17 protein-coding genes are annotated in these 15,219 nt (G+C 69.6%); 8 read left to right on the top strand and 9 right to left on the bottom strand.

All coding sequences use genetic code 11. From position 1 onward, the window contains the following. Nucleotides 1-59 precede the first annotated feature (59 nt). The 3 genes from purF to AB4Z18_RS01120 are packed head-to-tail and all read right to left on the bottom strand — an operon-like array spanning nt 60 to nt 2,470. Entirely contained in the window at nt 60-1,631 is a 1,572-nt protein-coding gene (gene purF / locus AB4Z18_RS01130) for an amidophosphoribosyltransferase (protein WP_441780865.1), read from the bottom strand. A gap of 28 nt (nt 1,632-1,659) precedes the next feature. Then, nucleotides 1,660-2,061 carry a hypothetical protein gene (locus AB4Z18_RS01125; protein WP_441780864.1) on the bottom strand — a complete coding sequence of 134 codons (402 nt, stop codon included), beginning with the start codon at nt 2,059-2,061 and terminating at the stop codon, nt 1,660-1,662. A 52-nt stretch (nt 2,062-2,113) separates the two neighbouring features. After that, on the bottom strand, nt 2,114-2,470 hold the full coding sequence (locus AB4Z18_RS01120; protein ID WP_441780863.1) for a sterol carrier family protein: 357 nt from the start codon (nt 2,468-2,470) through the stop codon (nt 2,114-2,116). Between the two features lie 32 nt (nt 2,471-2,502). Between AB4Z18_RS01120 and purD the strand changes: the two genes are divergently transcribed. Further along, nucleotides 2,503-3,759, top strand: coding sequence for a phosphoribosylamine--glycine ligase (gene purD / locus AB4Z18_RS01115; RefSeq protein WP_441780862.1), 1,257 nt, complete (start codon nt 2,503-2,505; stop codon nt 3,757-3,759). A 21-nt stretch (nt 3,760-3,780) separates the two neighbouring features. On the opposite strand, the gene AB4Z18_RS01110 is transcribed toward purD, so the two are convergent. After that, nucleotides 3,781-5,025, bottom strand: coding sequence for an FAD-binding protein (locus AB4Z18_RS01110; protein ID WP_441780861.1), 1,245 nt, complete (start codon nt 5,023-5,025; stop codon nt 3,781-3,783). A gap of 183 nt (nt 5,026-5,208) precedes the next feature. Here AB4Z18_RS01110 and AB4Z18_RS01105 point away from each other — a divergent pair, with 183 nt between their 5' ends. Together AB4Z18_RS01105 and AB4Z18_RS01100 are read left to right on the top strand one after the other, a co-directional pair. Further along, the gene (locus tag AB4Z18_RS01105; RefSeq protein ID WP_441780860.1) at nt 5,209-5,661 is read left to right on the top strand and encodes a DUF6325 family protein; all 453 of its coding nucleotides are present in this window, start codon (nt 5,209-5,211) and stop codon (nt 5,659-5,661) included. A gap of 25 nt (nt 5,662-5,686) precedes the next feature. After that, a complete protein-coding gene (locus tag AB4Z18_RS01100; RefSeq protein ID WP_441782953.1) occupies nt 5,687-5,995 on the top strand; it encodes an SHOCT domain-containing protein in 309 nt (102 codons plus the stop codon). Nucleotides 5,996-6,045: 50 nt separating this feature from the next. Here the strand turns inward: AB4Z18_RS01100 and AB4Z18_RS01095 are convergent, their stop codons facing one another. After that, nucleotides 6,046-7,410 carry an SGNH/GDSL hydrolase family protein gene (locus AB4Z18_RS01095; protein ID WP_441780859.1) on the bottom strand — a complete coding sequence of 455 codons (1,365 nt, stop codon included), beginning with the start codon at nt 7,408-7,410 and terminating at the stop codon, nt 6,046-6,048. Between the two features lie 97 nt (nt 7,411-7,507). Here AB4Z18_RS01095 and AB4Z18_RS01090 point away from each other — a divergent pair, with 97 nt between their 5' ends. The 4 genes from AB4Z18_RS01090 to AB4Z18_RS01075 all read left to right on the top strand — a co-directional run bounded on the left by AB4Z18_RS01090 (nt 7,508) and on the right by AB4Z18_RS01075 (nt 10,908). Further along, a complete protein-coding gene (locus AB4Z18_RS01090) occupies nt 7,508-8,419 on the top strand; it encodes a phosphoribosylaminoimidazolesuccinocarboxamide synthase (protein WP_441780858.1) in 912 nt (303 codons plus the stop codon). A 72-nt stretch (nt 8,420-8,491) separates the two neighbouring features. Beyond that, complete coding sequence (locus AB4Z18_RS01085; protein ID WP_441780857.1) at nt 8,492-9,178, top strand: RraA family protein; 687 nt, start codon at nt 8,492-8,494, stop codon at nt 9,176-9,178. A gap of 404 nt (nt 9,179-9,582) precedes the next feature. Then, a complete protein-coding gene (locus AB4Z18_RS01080; protein ID WP_441780856.1) occupies nt 9,583-10,461 on the top strand; it encodes a VOC family protein in 879 nt (292 codons plus the stop codon). A 78-nt stretch (nt 10,462-10,539) separates the two neighbouring features. Further along, nucleotides 10,540-10,908 carry a VOC family protein gene (locus tag AB4Z18_RS01075; RefSeq protein WP_441780855.1) on the top strand — a complete coding sequence of 123 codons (369 nt, stop codon included), beginning with the start codon at nt 10,540-10,542 and terminating at the stop codon, nt 10,906-10,908. Nucleotides 10,909-10,990: 82 nt separating this feature from the next. Here the strand turns inward: AB4Z18_RS01075 and AB4Z18_RS01070 are convergent, their stop codons facing one another. Together AB4Z18_RS01070 and AB4Z18_RS01065 are read right to left on the bottom strand one after the other, a co-directional pair. Then, nucleotides 10,991-12,688: a DHA2 family efflux MFS transporter permease subunit gene (locus AB4Z18_RS01070; RefSeq protein ID WP_441780854.1), complete on the bottom strand. Its 1,698-nt coding sequence runs from the start codon at nt 12,686-12,688 to the stop codon at nt 10,991-10,993. Between the two features lie 11 nt (nt 12,689-12,699). Next, nucleotides 12,700-13,278, bottom strand: coding sequence for a PadR family transcriptional regulator (locus AB4Z18_RS01065; RefSeq protein WP_441780853.1), 579 nt, complete (start codon nt 13,276-13,278; stop codon nt 12,700-12,702). A gap of 98 nt (nt 13,279-13,376) precedes the next feature. Here AB4Z18_RS01065 and AB4Z18_RS01060 point away from each other — a divergent pair, with 98 nt between their 5' ends. Beyond that, nucleotides 13,377-13,898 carry a gamma carbonic anhydrase family protein gene (locus AB4Z18_RS01060; RefSeq protein WP_441780852.1) on the top strand — a complete coding sequence of 174 codons (522 nt, stop codon included), beginning with the start codon at nt 13,377-13,379 and terminating at the stop codon, nt 13,896-13,898. A gap of 20 nt (nt 13,899-13,918) precedes the next feature. Here AB4Z18_RS01060 and AB4Z18_RS01055 read toward each other — a convergent pair whose 3' ends face one another. Both AB4Z18_RS01055 and AB4Z18_RS01050 read right to left on the bottom strand, forming a co-directional pair. Next, nucleotides 13,919-14,542, bottom strand: coding sequence for a TIGR00645 family protein (locus AB4Z18_RS01055; RefSeq protein WP_441780851.1), 624 nt, complete (start codon nt 14,540-14,542; stop codon nt 13,919-13,921). 65 nt (nt 14,543-14,607) lie between these two features. Next, nucleotides 14,608-15,210, bottom strand: a complete 603-nt coding sequence (locus AB4Z18_RS01050) for a uracil-DNA glycosylase (RefSeq protein WP_441780850.1) — start codon at nt 15,208-15,210, stop codon at nt 14,608-14,610. Nucleotides 15,211-15,219 lie beyond the last annotated feature (9 nt).

Raw genomic sequence — 15,219 nt, 5'->3', positions numbered from 1 at the left:
GGCTCCATCGTATCGGCGCGTCGCGGGCAGGCGAAAAGCACCCCCACCGGCGAAGGCGGTTACTCCTGGCGGCCGGGGTCGCCGAAGCTCAGCAGCGGCTCCAGCTCGGAGTCGGGGCCCGGCTCACAGCCGTCGGAGGTCGCATCCGATCCGTCGTCGGTGGGGGCGACGACCGGGCGCTCCAGCAGGTTCTTGCCGAGGTGGTGGGCGTCGGGGAGCTCGATCGGGTAGACACCGGTGAAGCACGCCGTGCACAGGCGCTCGCGCGGCTGCTCGGTCGCTTCGATCATCCCGTCCTCCGACAGGTAGCCGAGGCTGTCCGCGCCGATCGACTGGCGCACCTCGTCCACGCCGAGGCCCGTTGCGATGAGCTCGGCGCGCGAGGCGAAGTCGATGCCGTAGAAGCAGGGCCAGGTGATGGGCGGGCTGGAGATCCGCACGTGCACCTCGGCAGCGCCGGCCTCACGCAGCATCGACACCAGGGCGCGCTGCGTGTTGCCCCGGACGATCGAGTCATCGACGACGATCAGGCGCTTGCCCTTGATGACCTCCTTCAGCGGGTTCAGCTTCAGCTTGATACCGCGCTGGCGGATGGTCTGCGACGGCTGGATGAACGTCCGGCCGACGTACGAGTTCTTCACCAGTCCCTGACCGAACGGGATGCCGGACGCCTGCGCGTAGCCGATGGCGGCGGGCGTGCCGGACTCCGGCGTCGGGATGACCAGGTCGGCCTCGACCTCGTGCTCCTGGGCCAGCCGGCGACCCATCTCGACGCGGGCCTCGTAGACGCCGCGACCGGCGATGGTGGTGTCGGGACGCGCCAGGTAGACGTACTCGAAGACGCAGCCGGCGCGCTTCTCGGCCGCGAAACGCTGGCTGCGGAGGCCGTTCTCGTCGATGGCGATCAGCTCGCCCGGCTCGACCTCGCGGACGAAACTTGCGCCGACGATGTCGAGGGCGGCGGTCTCGGAGGCGACGACCCAGCCGCGCTCCAGGCGGCCGAGCACCAGCGGGCGCACGCCCTGCGGGTCCCGGGCCGCGTACAGCGTGTGCTCGTCCATGAAGACCAGGCAGTAGGCGCCGCGCAGACGCGGGAGCACCTCCAGCGCGGTCGCCTCGAGGGTGTGGTCGAGGTCGCCGGTGAGCAGTGCGGTCACGACGGCGGTGTCCGTGGTGTTTCCGCGCGAGAGTTCGCCGTCGTGCTGCGGGTAGCGCTCGTGGACGAGCTGCATCAGCTCGGCCGTGTTGGTCAGGTTGCCGTTGTGGCCGAGGGCGACCGTGCCGCTCGCGGTGGAGCCGAGAGTCGGCTGCGCGTTCTGCCAGCTGGAGGCGCCCGTCGTGGAGTAGCGCGTGTGTCCGACGGCGATGTGGCCGGGAAGCGAGTTCAGCGCGTTCTCGTTGAAGACCTGTGAGACGAGTCCCATGTCTTTGTAGATGAGGATCTTGTCCCCGTCGCTCGTCGCGATGCCTGCCGACTCCTGGCCGCGGTGCTGGAGCGCGTAGAGCCCGAAGTAGCTGAGCTTGGCGACCTCCTCACCGGGTGCCCAGACGCCGAAGACGCCGCAGGCGTCCTGCGGCCCCTTCTCGCCGGGAAGCAGATCGTGACTGAGAAGACCGTCGCCTCCGGCCACAGCGGACCCCTTTCAGAAGTCGGGATGTTCAGCTCTGGGTGTCGCTCGTGCTGTCGTTCTGCGTGCCGGGCTCCGGCTTCGAACCCTCACGCCGCGCGGGCGACGAACCGGGTTCGGGGGTGCGCACGTCGATTCTATCCGCCTGCACGCTCCGCGCTCGACGGGCCGTCGCTCGGTCGACCAGGAGGGCAACGACGGCGCCGACGGCCACGCCGATCGTCGCGCAGATCGCCAGCAGGAAGCCGAAGACGGATCCGCGGTCGTAGGTCGGGTTCTCCGGGAAGGCGAAGGTGAGGATGAGCGCGATGATCGCGAACAGGACGGCGCCGGTGATCATGAAGCGGAAGTAGCGCGGCGAGCGCCGCACCCGGACCTCCGCGGGCGTGACGGTCTCCTCGGGAGGGGTGTCATCGGCCGGAGTGTCGCTCATGCGTTCATTCTCCCAGACGGAAGCTGAGGGGCCGTCGGGCGTCAGGAGGGCGTCAGTAGCGAAGCGGCACGAGCCCTTCGAGGGATGCGCGCTGCCCGGACGCGTGCACCGAGCCGGAGGCCAGGGCGTCGTCCCACGAGAGGCTGCCGGACGCGAGCGCCAGCCAGGTCTCGGCATCCGTCTCGATGACGTTCGGCGGCGTCCCGCGCGTATGGCGGGGGCCCGGGATGCACTGGACGGCCCCGAAGGGCGGCACGCGCACCTCGACGGTGTTGCCCGGCGCCCGCTCCGCCAGCAGCTGCAGGAGGTAGCGCACGGCCGTCGCGGTGGTGTTCCGGTCCGTTCCGCCGGCGACCGCGGCCCGAGTCGCCGGTCCGCCTACCTCGTCGGGGATCTTCGCTCTCGCCATGCCTCTATCCTTCCCCCTCTAGCATTGGGGGCGTGAAGATTCTCGTCCTCGGTTCCGGTGCCCGCGAGCACGCCATCATCACCGCGCTCCTCGCCGAGGAGGAGCGGCACGATATCGTCGCCGCTCCCGGAAACGCCGGCATCGCGCAGGATGTCCGGGTCGAGCTCGGCCTCGATCCGCTCGACGGCGAGGCGGTCACCGAGTACGCGATCGAGAACGGCATCGAACTCGTCGTGATCGGACCGGAGGCTCCGCTGGTCGCGGGCGTCGCCGATCCACTGCGCACCCGGGGCATCGCCGTGTTCGGCCCCGGTAAGGCGGCGGCCCAGCTCGAGGGCTCGAAAGCCTTCGCCAAGCGGATCATGGAGCTGGCCGGCGTCCCGACGGGCCGTGCCGTCCGCGCCGAGACGCTCGCCGAGGCCGAGAAGGCGCTCGACGACTTCGGAGCGCCGTACGTCGTGAAGGCCGACGGCCTGGCGGCGGGCAAGGGCGTGCTGGTGACGGAGGACCGCGCGGCGGCCGGCGAGCACGCCACCCACTGGCTGCACCACGGCGGTGTGCTGATCGAGGAGTTCCTCGACGGCCAGGAAGTTTCCCTGTTCCTCCTCAGTGACGGGCACGATGTGCTGCCCCTCTCGCCCGCGCAGGACTACAAACGGCTGCTGGACGGCGACGCCGGCCCGAACACCGGCGGGATGGGCGCCTACTCGCCGCTCCCCTGGCTGCCGGACGGATTCGTCGACGAGGTCATCGAGACCGTGGCTCTGCCGACGGTGCGCACGATGGCGCGCGAGCAGACGCCCTTCATCGGCCTGCTCTACTGCGGCCTCATCCTCACCGCGCGCGGCATCCGGGTGATCGAGTTCAACGCACGCTTCGGCGACCCCGAGACGCAGGTCGTGCTCCCCCGGCTCGTGACCCCTCTCTCGTCCCTGCTCTTCGCCGCCGCGACGGGTGGGCTGGGCCGCCTGCCGCGTCCCGAGTTCGCGCTCGACACGGCCGTGACCGTCGTCCTCGCCAGCGAGGGATACCCCGAGGCGCCTCAGACCGGGCGGCCCATCACCGGGCTGGCGGAGGCCGCGGGCGTACCCGAGGTGACCATCGCCCACGCGGCGACCGCCCGCGACGAGGCGACCGGGGAGCTGCTCGCGACCGGGGGCCGGGTTCTCTCCATCGTCGCGCGCGGCACCGGGTTCGCCGAGGCGCGCGACCGCGCTTATGAGGCGCTCGGTCACATCCACCTCGACGGAGCCCAGTACCGCACCGACATCGCCGCGCGCGTCGTCTGACGCGCGGGCGACGCGGCCGGCTCAGCCGAGCAGGCGGGTGAGGAACGGGTTGCGGAAGCGGCCCTCGGGGTCGAACCGGGACGCGAGCGCGCTGAAGTCGGCGAACTGCGGATACAGCGCGGGCACCACACCGTCGCGGTCGACGTACAGCTTGCCCCAGTGGGGCCGGGCGCCGAGCGGGAAGAGCACCGCCTCCAGCTGAGGAAGCACCGCCTCCACCCCGGCCTGGTCGCGGAACCAGGTGAAGTGCAGCCCGACCGCGTCCGTCCCGTACGCGCCGGACAACCACAGGCCGTCCGCCGCCATCGTGCGGATCTCGGAGACCTGCAGCAGCGGGGCGACCACGGGCGCGAGCGCCCGCACCGCCTCGATGGCTTCGACGGCGCGCGCCCGCGGAACCAGGTACTCGGACTGGATCTCGGCACCGTTCGACGGGGTGAACTCGAACCGGAAGTGCGCCAGCCGCTCGCTCCAGGGGCCCACCACCCCCAGTTGCTCGGTGGTGTTGCGCACATCCATCGTCGGGATCATGTGGCGCGCCTCGGTCAGGGCCGGGGCTCCGAAGAAGTCGTCCTGGATGAGCGACTCGACCCCGTCGAGCTCCTTCAGCCAGGCGAGCGAAACAGCTTCCTCATCCCAGGTGGTGAAGAGGCTGACGCTGTACGCGGCAGAGGTCACCTCGTCGAACCGGCCGAGCACCGCATCCCACGGGACACCGCCGAAGAGACGCTGCCGAGCATCGTACGTGGGACGGATGTCGAGGGTGACCTCGGTCACCACGCCCAGGGCGCCGAGGTTCACGACGGCTCCCTCGAACCCGTCGTCGCCGCGGTGGAGGTCGACCAGCTCGCCGGAGCCGTTCAGGATGCGCAGGCCCGCGACGGCGGTGGCCAGGTTGCCGTTGCGGTCGCCCGAACCGTGCGTCGCCGTGGCGATGGCGCCCGCGACCGAGATGTGCGGGAGCGAGGCGAGATTGTGCAGCGCCCAACCGGCATCCTGCAACTCGCGGGCGAGGTCACCGTAGCGAACGCCGCCGCCGACCGTGACGGTCCGTGCGGCCTCATCGATCCGCACTGGTCCGGGAAGATCCGCAGTACTGACGAGCAGTCCCGGAGTGTCCGCGAGGTCGTTGAAGGAGTGCCTGCTTCCGAGAGCCCGTACCGCCGGAGAGGCCACGACCAGGTCGCGCAGCTCGTCCACCGACGTCGGACGGGCGATGCGTTCCGCCCGGTACTCGTAGTTGCCTGCCCAGTTCTTCTCGCCCATGCCGGTGCTCCTTCGGTCGGCCTCCGAGAGCGGCGTTCCGCTTCGGTCGATAGTCCCATTCTAAGAATGTGACCGGACACATCCTGCCAGCGACGGAGGCGCCGAAATGATGCATTGCCGGGCCGCGACGCCGCGCAGTATGGTGCGCGTGAACGCGGGGTGGACCGCGGGAAAGGGGCTGACATGGCCGAATTCGAGTTTGGTCCAGCGGAGTTCATCGTCGCGCAGTTCGACACCGACCGGCCGTCTCCGGGGGTGGTCGAGGCGATCCTCGACCTCGTGGACAACGGAACCGTCCGGCTGCTCGATCTGGTCTTCGTGGAACGGCATGACGACGGGAGCGTCGACATCATCGAGCTGGAGGAGATCGGCGACGAGATCGGGATCACCGACATCAACCTGGAAGCCAGTGGAATCGCCGGCGACGAGGATGTGGAGCAGATCGCCGAGGCGATCGAACCCGGATCGACCGGCGCTGTCCTCGTGATCGAGCACCTGTGGGCGAAGACCCTGGCGAGCCGGTTCTTCGAGTCGGGCGGAGTCGTGGTGCACAGCGAGCGCATCCCCGCGCCGATCGTGAACGCGGTGGCTGCGGAAGCGTACGAAGAAGAAGCAGAAGAGATCGCGGAGAGCTGAGGAGAACACCATGCCGCTGAGACGAATGGGACGCCCGGGACTGATCGGGATGGCGGCGCGCACGGCGGTCGTCGCCGGGACCGCCACGGCGGTCTCCGGGAATGTGCAACGCAGGCAGGCGGAGAAGGCGCAGGGGCAGTACGAGCAGCAGCAGTACGAGCAGCAGCAGGCAGCCGCCCAGCAGGCCGCGGCCCAGCCGGCCGCAGCGCCTCAGGCGGCTCCTCCGGCCGAAGACGACATGATGGCGAAGCTGCAGCAGCTCGCCACCCTGCACTCGCAGGGTGTGCTCACCGACGAGGAGTTCGCGGGCGCGAAGGCCAAAATCCTCGGCTGATCGAGCATCGGTCGTGCCCGTCGCCCCGGCGAGGAGCACGACCGATGCCGTCAGAGCACGCCGTCGTAAATCGGCTGCGACCCGAGAGTGACCGTGACGTGGTCGCCGTGCACGGCTCCGCCGTCGAGGGTCGTCAGGTGAGCGCCGTCGCCGCCCACGTAGCCTTCCATGTAGTAGGCCGAGCCGAAGGACGTCGATCCGCGGTAGGCGCCGTTGACGGTGACCGTCACTGCGCCGCTCGATCGGAACAGCGCCGTAGCGAGGTGCACCGCGACGCGACCGTCACCCGTCAGAGTGGCGCCGTACACGGAGTCGATCTGCGTGTCGACGAGCTGGTAGACCGGGTCGGACGACGGAGTGGTCGGCTGAGTGCCCGGGGTCCCAGGAACGATCGCTACCTGCACCCGGTCACCCGTCTTCACGGTCACCCCGGGGAAGACGTTGATAGCAGTGGGCGTGATGTCGACGCCGGAGTAATACGACGACCCGCGATACGTCTCGCCGACGTACGCGCCGTTGACCCAGAACATGACCCGAGTCGCCGACGCATAGAGGAACGGCGTCAGGGACACGGTGAGCCGTCCGTTCGAGGCCGACACCTGGGCCGGGAGCTTCGGGGCAGTCAGCAGAGCCGCGATGCGTGCGTGCCCAGCGGCATTGATGTGCATCCACCCGGACGGCACACCCTCACCCACATTGTTGATCCACGGCGTCGTGGAGCAGACCCCGTGCCCCGAGAAATCCTTGCGCACGTCGCGGTAGGTGAACCCCGCGGCGGACGCCCGCGCCGTGATCGTGTCGGACAGCCTGTCGGCCATGGTGTTCAGCGCCTGACGCTTGGTGACGGACCACCCGCAGTCAGCCGACCCGGTCTCCTCCATCAGCCGGGGATAGCCGACGATTTCCACGGCGGCGTGCGGCGCCCGTGCCTTCAGCGTGGTGTACAAGGAGTCGAGCTTGGCCGACAACGCACCGATCGCCGGGGTCACGGTGTTCTGCAGGTAGTTCGTGCATTCGGCATCGGCGCCGAACACGCACGTGGTGATCGCGTTGGTGAAGCCGACGTCATTGCCGCCGACCGTCAGCGTCACTTTCGTCGCGGTCGACAGCGCCGCATTCACCTGGGCGGGTGGCCCTCCCGCCGTCAGGACGTTCTCGGTCGTCGCGCCCCCGCACGCGAACGATGCGCTGGCCAGGGTCGGGTATGCCCTCGACCAGACGGACCAATACGCGTTCGTGCTGCGGTAGCACTCACCGCTCGATTCGATGTAGGCGCCCGCGCCGTTGCCCGAGGCGTACGAATCTCCCAGTGCCACATACGAGCCGGTGAGCTGCCCGGACGACAGGGCGGAAGAGGGAGCGGCAGCCACTACTCCACCCGCAACCAGTGCTACGGCCGCGAATGCGGTCGCCATGATTCTGATGCACTTCACAGTGCCTCCATCCGTTGTCCATAATCCATTCGTTATGAAAGACGGACGTGATGAGGAGTCATGACGGCATCCCTCTACGATGGACCGGGTGAGCGAACTTCCGGGATGGTCCCACGTCTACTCGGGCAAGGTGCGCGACCTGTTCGTGCCCGCCGGGGCTGACGGCCTCGACGACACCGATAGCGTGCTGGTGGTCGCGAGCGACCGCGTCAGCGCCTTCGATCACGCCCTCGAACCGGGCATCCCGGGCAAAGGGGAATTGCTCACCACCCTGAGCCTGTGGTGGTTCGACCAGCTCGACGATGTTCCGAACCATCTCATCCCCGACCACACGCTCGCCGGTGAGCGCGTGGTGGAGCGCATCCCCCGCGACGTCGCCGGGCGGTCGATGCTCGTGAAGCCGCTCGACATGTTCCCGATCGAGTGCGTCGTCCGCGGCTATCTCACGGGCAGCGGCTGGGCCGAGTACCGCGAATCGCAGAGCGTGTGCGGCATCCCCCTGCCGTCGGGACTCCGTAACGGCGACCGCCTGCCTGAGCCCATCTACACCCCCGCGTGGAAGGCCCCGCTGGGTCGGCACGACGAGAACATCAGCTTCGAGCGCACGGTGGAGCTCGTGGGCGCCGACGTCGCCGAGGAGCTGCGGCGCGCCTCCCTGCACGTGTACGAGCGCGGATCGGCCATCGCCGAAGCCCGCGGCGTCATCATCGCCGACACGAAGTTCGAGTTCGGCGCCGACCGCACCACCGGCGAGATCACACTGGCTGACGAAGTGCTGACCAGCGATTCCAGCAGGTACTGGGATGCGGCCGCCTACGCAGCGGGCAGCACACCGGAGGAGCGGATGGCGAGCTTCGACAAGCAGATCGTGCGCGACTGGCTCGCGGCGAACTGGGACAAGACGGGCACGCCGCCCGCACTGCCGGCCGACATCGTCGAGCGGACCGCCGATCGCTACCGCGAACTCCTGGAGCGCCTGACCGGCGAGTAGGTCGCATTCGCCTTGGCGCATGCGCCGTGGCGCATGCGCCGTGGCGCATGGCCCGCGGTATAGCGTCGGCTCATGGACGCCACACCCCCTCCCGCCACCGCCGCGATCGCGGACGCCGCCGTGCGCTTGGGCGTCGCGGTCCATACGGCTCCGGTCGACCTCGTCGCCGTGCTTCCCGGGCGCCCGTTCGCAGGCCCGGCCGCGCCGGTGACGCATCTCGGCAGCGTGGATGTGCTGCTCGAGACCATCGACGACGCGCCTCCGGGCGCCGTCCTCGTGGTCGACAACGGCGGCCGCGACGACGAGGCCTGCGTCGGGGACCTCATGCTGCTGGAGGCGGCGACGGCCGGAATGTCCGGCGCAGTCATCTGGGGGCGGCACCGGGACACTGCACAGCTGCGCGAGATCGGGCTGCCGGTGTTCAGCCGGGGTGCGCATCCCTTCGGTCCGCGGCGCGTCCCGCCGGCGGGCACGGCGATGCGCTCGGCGTTCCTGGACGGCGTCGCGGTCAGCCCGGCGCACTGGATCGTCGCGGACGACGACGGCGTCCTGGTGCTGGACGCGACCGACCGCGCGGCCCTGTTCGCCGAGGCGGCGCGCATCCAATCGGTGGAGGGCGCCCAGGCCGAGCGGATGCGCGCCGGCGCGTCCCTCCGCGATCAGCTCGACTTCGCCCGGTACCGCCGGATGCAGGCAGAAGACCCCGCCCTCACCCTGCGCCGCTACCTCGCCGAGACCGGCGGGGCGATCGAGACCTGATTAGCCGCGACCTCGTCGTCCTCGCGTACGAGACCGGGCTGGTGCAGCCGGGGTGCAGTGGGGCTCGGTCCTGTTTTCAGGACCGTTGCCCGCTCCTGTATTCAGGAGATCGCGGCTCTTGCGTGCCGCCATGTCCTGAATAGGAGGGAAAGTGCGCTCCCCCAACGTCGATGTCCTGAATACAGGACTGCGTCGGTCGCGTGGGCCGCACGACCCGACCCCGGGGTGGGGATGCGGCCGGGGCCCTGTATTCAGGAGATCACGGGCTCTGCGTGCAGCCATGTCCTGAAAAGGGGGAGAAATCGGGGTCGCGGAGCTCGGATGTCCTGAAAACAGGACGCCCCTGTCGCGCCACCACACGCCGGCCCCGAAATATCGGGGCGAGCTCGCCGGTTGATGTATGTATGGACCAACTGCTCCCCGCCGCTTCGACGATGGGTGCCGTGACCCTCCGCGTCGCCGATCTCGACCGGATGACGGCGTACTACCGAGACGCGGTCACGCTGCGCGTCCTCGCCTCGGAGGGCGGCCGGGTGGTGCTCGGCCGTGGGTCCACACCGGCGGTCGTGCTGGAGCACGCACCGGAGCTGAAGCACGCCGGGCCCGGGGAGGCCGGGCTGTTCCACACCGCGATCCTCTTCGACAGCGAAGAAGCACTCGCGGCGGCCGTGTACTCCGTTGCCCGTCGCGCGCCCGGCACGTTCACCGGGAGCGCGGATCACCTGGTCAGCAAGGCGTTCTACTTCACCGACCCGGAGGGCAACGGCGTCGAGCTGTACTGGGACCGCGACCGGACGCTGTGGAGCTGGACGCACGGTCAGGTGGAGATGGCCACACTCTTCCTCGACCCGCAGACGTTCCTGTCCGAGCACCTCACCGAGCGCGGGGCCGCTCTCGCCGAGTCCACGACAGACGCCACGGCCGTCTTCGGCGACGCCGCCGTCGGGCACGTCCACCTCTCCGTCGGCGACGTCGCCACGGCCCGCGAGTTCTACGTCGACCGCCTCGGTTTCGAGGCGACGGCGGCGCTCGGCGGTTCCGCCCTCTTCGTCAGCGCAGGCGGCTACCACCACCACATGGCGATGAACACCTGGAACAGCGGGGGCGCGGGCCGCCGCCGCCTCGCCCTGGGCCTCGGTGAGGTAGAGATCCGGCTCCCCTCTACGGACGACATAGGGGCCCTGGAAGAGCGGATGCGGCACTACGGCGTGCAGACCCGCGACGACGGACGGACGCTCGCCTTCGACGACCCGTGGGCGAACGCCGTGCGCGTGGTCGCCTGAGCCCTCCCGGAGGCGCGATGTCGGAGGTGCCCGCCAGGCTGGTCGAGACAGACATCCCCAGCCGCTCAGGAGGAGCCCATGCGCTTCGCATCCATCCGCATCGTCACATCCGACGTCGACCGTCTCGCACGGTTCTATGAGGACGTGACGGGCGTCGCGCCACTCCGCCCCGCGCCGGTCTTCGCGCAGTTCGAGCTGTCGGGCGGCACCATCGCCATCGGCGCCGTCGAGACGGTCGCCATGCTGGGCGCGGCGGCCCCGCAGCCGGCGTCGAACGCGTCCGTGATCGTCGAATTCGAGGTGGACGACGTGGATGCGGAATTCGCGCGCGTGAGCCCCGCGGACGTCGTGCTCGAGCCGACGGTCATGCCGTGGGGCAATCGCTCTGCGCTCTTCCGCGACCCGGACGGCAACCTGGTCAACCTGTTCAGTCGCCCTGCCGGCTGAGGCCGAGTCGGCGCAGCGAGATGCCCCCGGGCCCTGTTCGGGCGGCCGGGGGCGTCTCGGGCATTCAGACGCGCGGGATGCGTCAGTCGGTGACGGGCGCAGCGTGGACGCCGTGCGGCGGTTCCTCGCCCGGGGCGGCATCCGTCGCGGGCGGCAGGTCGGCCGCGTGCGAGCCGTGCACGGTGGCATCCACCGGGACCGGAGCAGCGTGGGCGCCATGCGTGGCGGCGGAGGCGCTGGCACCGGCCGCCACGGCGGCGCCCTCCGGCGCACCCGCGCCTTCCGGCGCACCCTGGGCGGCGCCGGCCTGGCGGGCCCACGCGGGCGGCTTGGGCCGCTCCCACCAGACGACGATCAGGGCGCCGAGGAAGGCGACGATCGCGGGCAGCAGCAGCGACTCCGACATGGCCTGGGTGAATCCGGCGTGCAGGAACTCCGGCAGCTCGGTGCCCGAGGTGGCGCCGGCGGCGTTCGCGGCCCCGCCCGGCGCCTTCGGCAGGTCGGCGGCGAGCCGGCCCGAGATCAGTGCGGCGATCGAGGCGCTGCCGAGCACCGCGCCGATCTGACGCGTGGTGTTGAACACGCCGGAGCCGGCGCCCGCCTGGTTCATCGGCAGGTTGCGCGTGGTCGTGGTGGAGATCGGACCCCACACGCCCGACATCGCGATGCCCATGAGCGCGCTCGGGATGAGCAGCAGGAAGATGTTGACGTCCGGCGACAGCATCCGCGAGTAGAGGAACAGGGAGAAGGCGAACAGCACGAGCGCCGGGGTGGCGATGTTGCGCGGGTTCACCCGGTCGATCAGGCGGCCGACGAACGGCGCGAGCACGCCCGAGAAGACGGCGGTCGGCGCGAGCATCAGGGCGGACTGGGTCGGGGTGAGCCCGCGCACGGTCTGGAAATAGAACACCAGCGGCAGCGCCATGCAGGTCACCGCGAAGCCGACCGTGGTGATAGCGGCGTTCGAGAGCGAGAAGTTGCGGTCGCGGAACAGCGGGAGCGGCAGCAGCGGCTCCTTCTTGTTGACGGCCTGCCAGACGACGAACGCGGCGAGCACCACGATGCCGGCGATGATGAGTCCCCAGACGGAGATCGGGCCCCAGATGACGCCCCAGTCGTAGGTGCCGCCCTCCTGGATGCCGAACACCAGCAGGAACATGCCCACGGCCGACAGGATCACGCCGAGGATGTCGAAGCTGTGCGAGTGCGTCGGGAGCTTCGGCACCAGACGCATCGCGAGGATGAACGCCACGATGCCGACGGGCACGTTGATGAAGAAGATCCACTCCCAGCCGAGGCTGTCGACGAGCACGCCGCCCAGCAGCGGGCCGATCAGCGTGGCGACACCGGCGACGGCGCCCCAGAGGCCCATGGCCGCACCGCGGCGCTCCGGCGGGAAGATGCGGGTGATGACGGCCATCGTCTGCGGCGTCATCAGCGCAGCGCCGAGTCCCTGCACGACACGGGCGGCGATGAGGAAGCCGATCGAGCCGGCGAACCCGCACCAGGCGGATGCCAGAGTGAAGATGACCAAGCCGATGAGGTACAGGTTCTTCGGTCCGAAGCGGTCACCGAGCCGGCCGGTGATCAGCAGCGGCACCGCGTAGGCGAGCAGGTAGGCGCTCGTCACCCAAATGACGGCGTTGTAGTCGGTGCCGAGGTTCAGGCCCTCCATGATCGACGGGTTGGCGACCGACACGATGGTGGTGTCGATCAGGATCATGAAGAATCCGATGACCAGCGCCCACAGGGCGGGCCACGGCTTCAGTTGGCGTTCCATAAGGTCTTCTCTCAGTGCTTGTCCTCGGACCAGGACACTACGCCGGTCTCGAGGTCTGCGATCAGGGATTCGAGCAGTGCCGCGTCGGCCGCGGCGAGGGCTCGTTGGTAGCGCACATCCAGCCAGTACTTGGCGGGAACTCCGCGCTCGGTCAGCTGCGTGACGGCGTCATCCAGAACCGTCGTGTCGGCGCGGATGAGGGACACGCGTTTGCGGAGCAGCGCGATCACCGTCTCGATCGGCAGGTTGTGCGCCTCGCCGAGCCCGAGTGGGAACTCGGGGTACTCGTTGATGGGCGTGCCGATGATGTCGGTGATGCGCTCACCGAGCACGCGCGTGCCCGCGTCGGTGATCTCGTAGGTGGTGCGCTCGGGTCGGTTGCCCTCGCGCTCGGTGCCGGTGGCGCGCACGAATCCGTGCGCCTCCAGCCGGTCGACGGTGTGATAGAGCGACCCCGGCCGCACCTTGACGAGCCGGTCCTCGGAGCGCTGCATGAGCGTCTGGTACATCTCGTACGGATGCGACGGACGCTCGGCGAGCAGCGCGAGCGCGGCCACGGCGAGTGGGGTGAGGGTGCGGGGTTCGGACATACCTTTTCGTGCTTCCGTGTTGATTATTCCATGAGGAATATACGGCACGGGCCAATCCGCGTCAAGTAGCGTGAGGTCGTCGAAAGGAAGGACCGGCCATGCTCTACGCCCTCCCGGGGAACCGCTCGCCCAAGGTGGCCGACGACGCCTGGGTGGCGCCGGGCGCGACCGTCATCGGGGAGGTCGAACTCCGAGCCGGCGCGAGCGTCTGGTACGGAGCGGTGGTGCGAGCGGACAACGCCCCGATCGTCATCTGCCGGGACTCCAATCTGCAGGACAACGTGTCCGCCCACGCCGACCCCGCCTTCCCGCTCACCGTCGGCGAACGGGTCTCGGTCGGCCACAACGCGGTCCTGCACGGCTGCACCATCGAGGATGACGTGCTGATCGGGATGAGCGCCACCGTCCTGAACGGCGCCCGCATCGGCGCAGGCTCGCTCGTCGCCGCCGGGGCGGTCGTCACCCAGGGCGCCGTCATCCCGCCGCGCTCGCTCGTGGCCGGGGTTCCGGCGAAGGTTCGCAGAGAGCTGACCGACGAGGAGCTGCGCGGCATCGCCGAGAACGCGGCCGTCTACCTGGAGAAGACGGCTCAGCATCGCGCCGCGGTGGCGATCGACTGACGCCGCGCCCCGCTCACCCGTCAGCGGCGGGGCTTCGACATCCTGTCGATAAAGGCGAGCGCGACAGCGGACAGGATGAAGATCGTGTGGATGACGACCTGCCAGAACACGCCCTCGGAGGTGTAGCGCTCCGACCCGAGAGCCCCGCCTCCCGCGATCCCGAGGTCGCCGACAGCGATGAACGTCTTCAGGAGGTGGATGGACGAGATCCCGATGATCGCCATCGCCAGCTTCACCTTGAGCACGTTCGCGTTGACGTGGGAGAGCCACTCGGGCTGGTCGGGATGGCCCTCCACCTTGACGCGGGACACGAAGGTCTCGTAGCCGCCGATGATCACCATGATCAGCAGGTTGGCGATCATGACGACGTCGATGAGGCCGAGGACGGCCAGCATCACGTCCGCCTCTTTGATGGATCCGGGATGTGCGATCACATCCTCGGCGAGATGCCACAACTCGATCATGAACACCCAGACGTAGATCAGCTGCGCGGCGATCAAGCCTAGGTAGAGCGGCGCCTGCAGCCACCGGCTCGCGAAGATCAGCGCGGCGATCCCGTTGCGGACCGGGCGCGGCCCGGCGGGTGCACTCGGCGTCGGATGGGTGGCGGAAGGAGGGGCTGGTGCGTCGACGAGCTCGGTCACGGTGTCCTCAGCGTTGTGGGGGCAAGGGGCCACCACAGCCTAGAGAGATATTCTTGAGAGAACGCTCAGGCGTCGAGCATCGCCCGGTTCAGGGCGATCAGCTGCTCGGCGAACATCCGCGCACCGCCCTGAGCCGGATGCCGCACCGCCGGTGCCTCGATGCCCGCTTCGGCGAGCGCGCCCTGCGCTTTCCGCCCTACCGCCACGATCGTCTCGACGCCCAGAGCGCGGATGAGTTCGAGCGCGACCGGGGCGCCCTGCCGCACCTCCGACGACCGCGGCGTGCGGTTGGTCTGCGGACGCCCTGCGAGGAAGGGATGGTGCGGGTAGATCGGCCACGACAGCGGCAGCGGACCTCGCCAGTCGCGCATCGTGTCCCACACCACGCGGCTGGATGCCTCCCACGGCGCCTGCGGCTGCGGCGGGAGCTCCAGTCCGGGCAGCACCCCGGCCTCCACCTCGCGCACCGACGTGAACGGCACCCCGGTGATCGTCATGCCGCGCCATCCCGGAGCCTCGCCGAGCAGCAGGATGGGCGCGTGCTCGATCTCGAGGTAGCGGCGGAGGTTGCGTTCGCGGAGCCGGCTCAGCTCGTCGTCGCCGTAGAGCAGTTCCGCGTCGTCGGGCACCGGAACCGCCCGGATCATTCCGAAGAAGTCGTCCAACACCCGACCAGG

Origin of the sequence: Leifsonia sp. 2TAF2, assembly GCF_052115085.1 — a bacterium.
Classification (GTDB): domain Bacteria; phylum Actinomycetota; class Actinomycetes; order Actinomycetales; family Microbacteriaceae; genus Leifsonia.
This window is presented reverse-complemented; position numbering and strand designations above follow the sequence as displayed.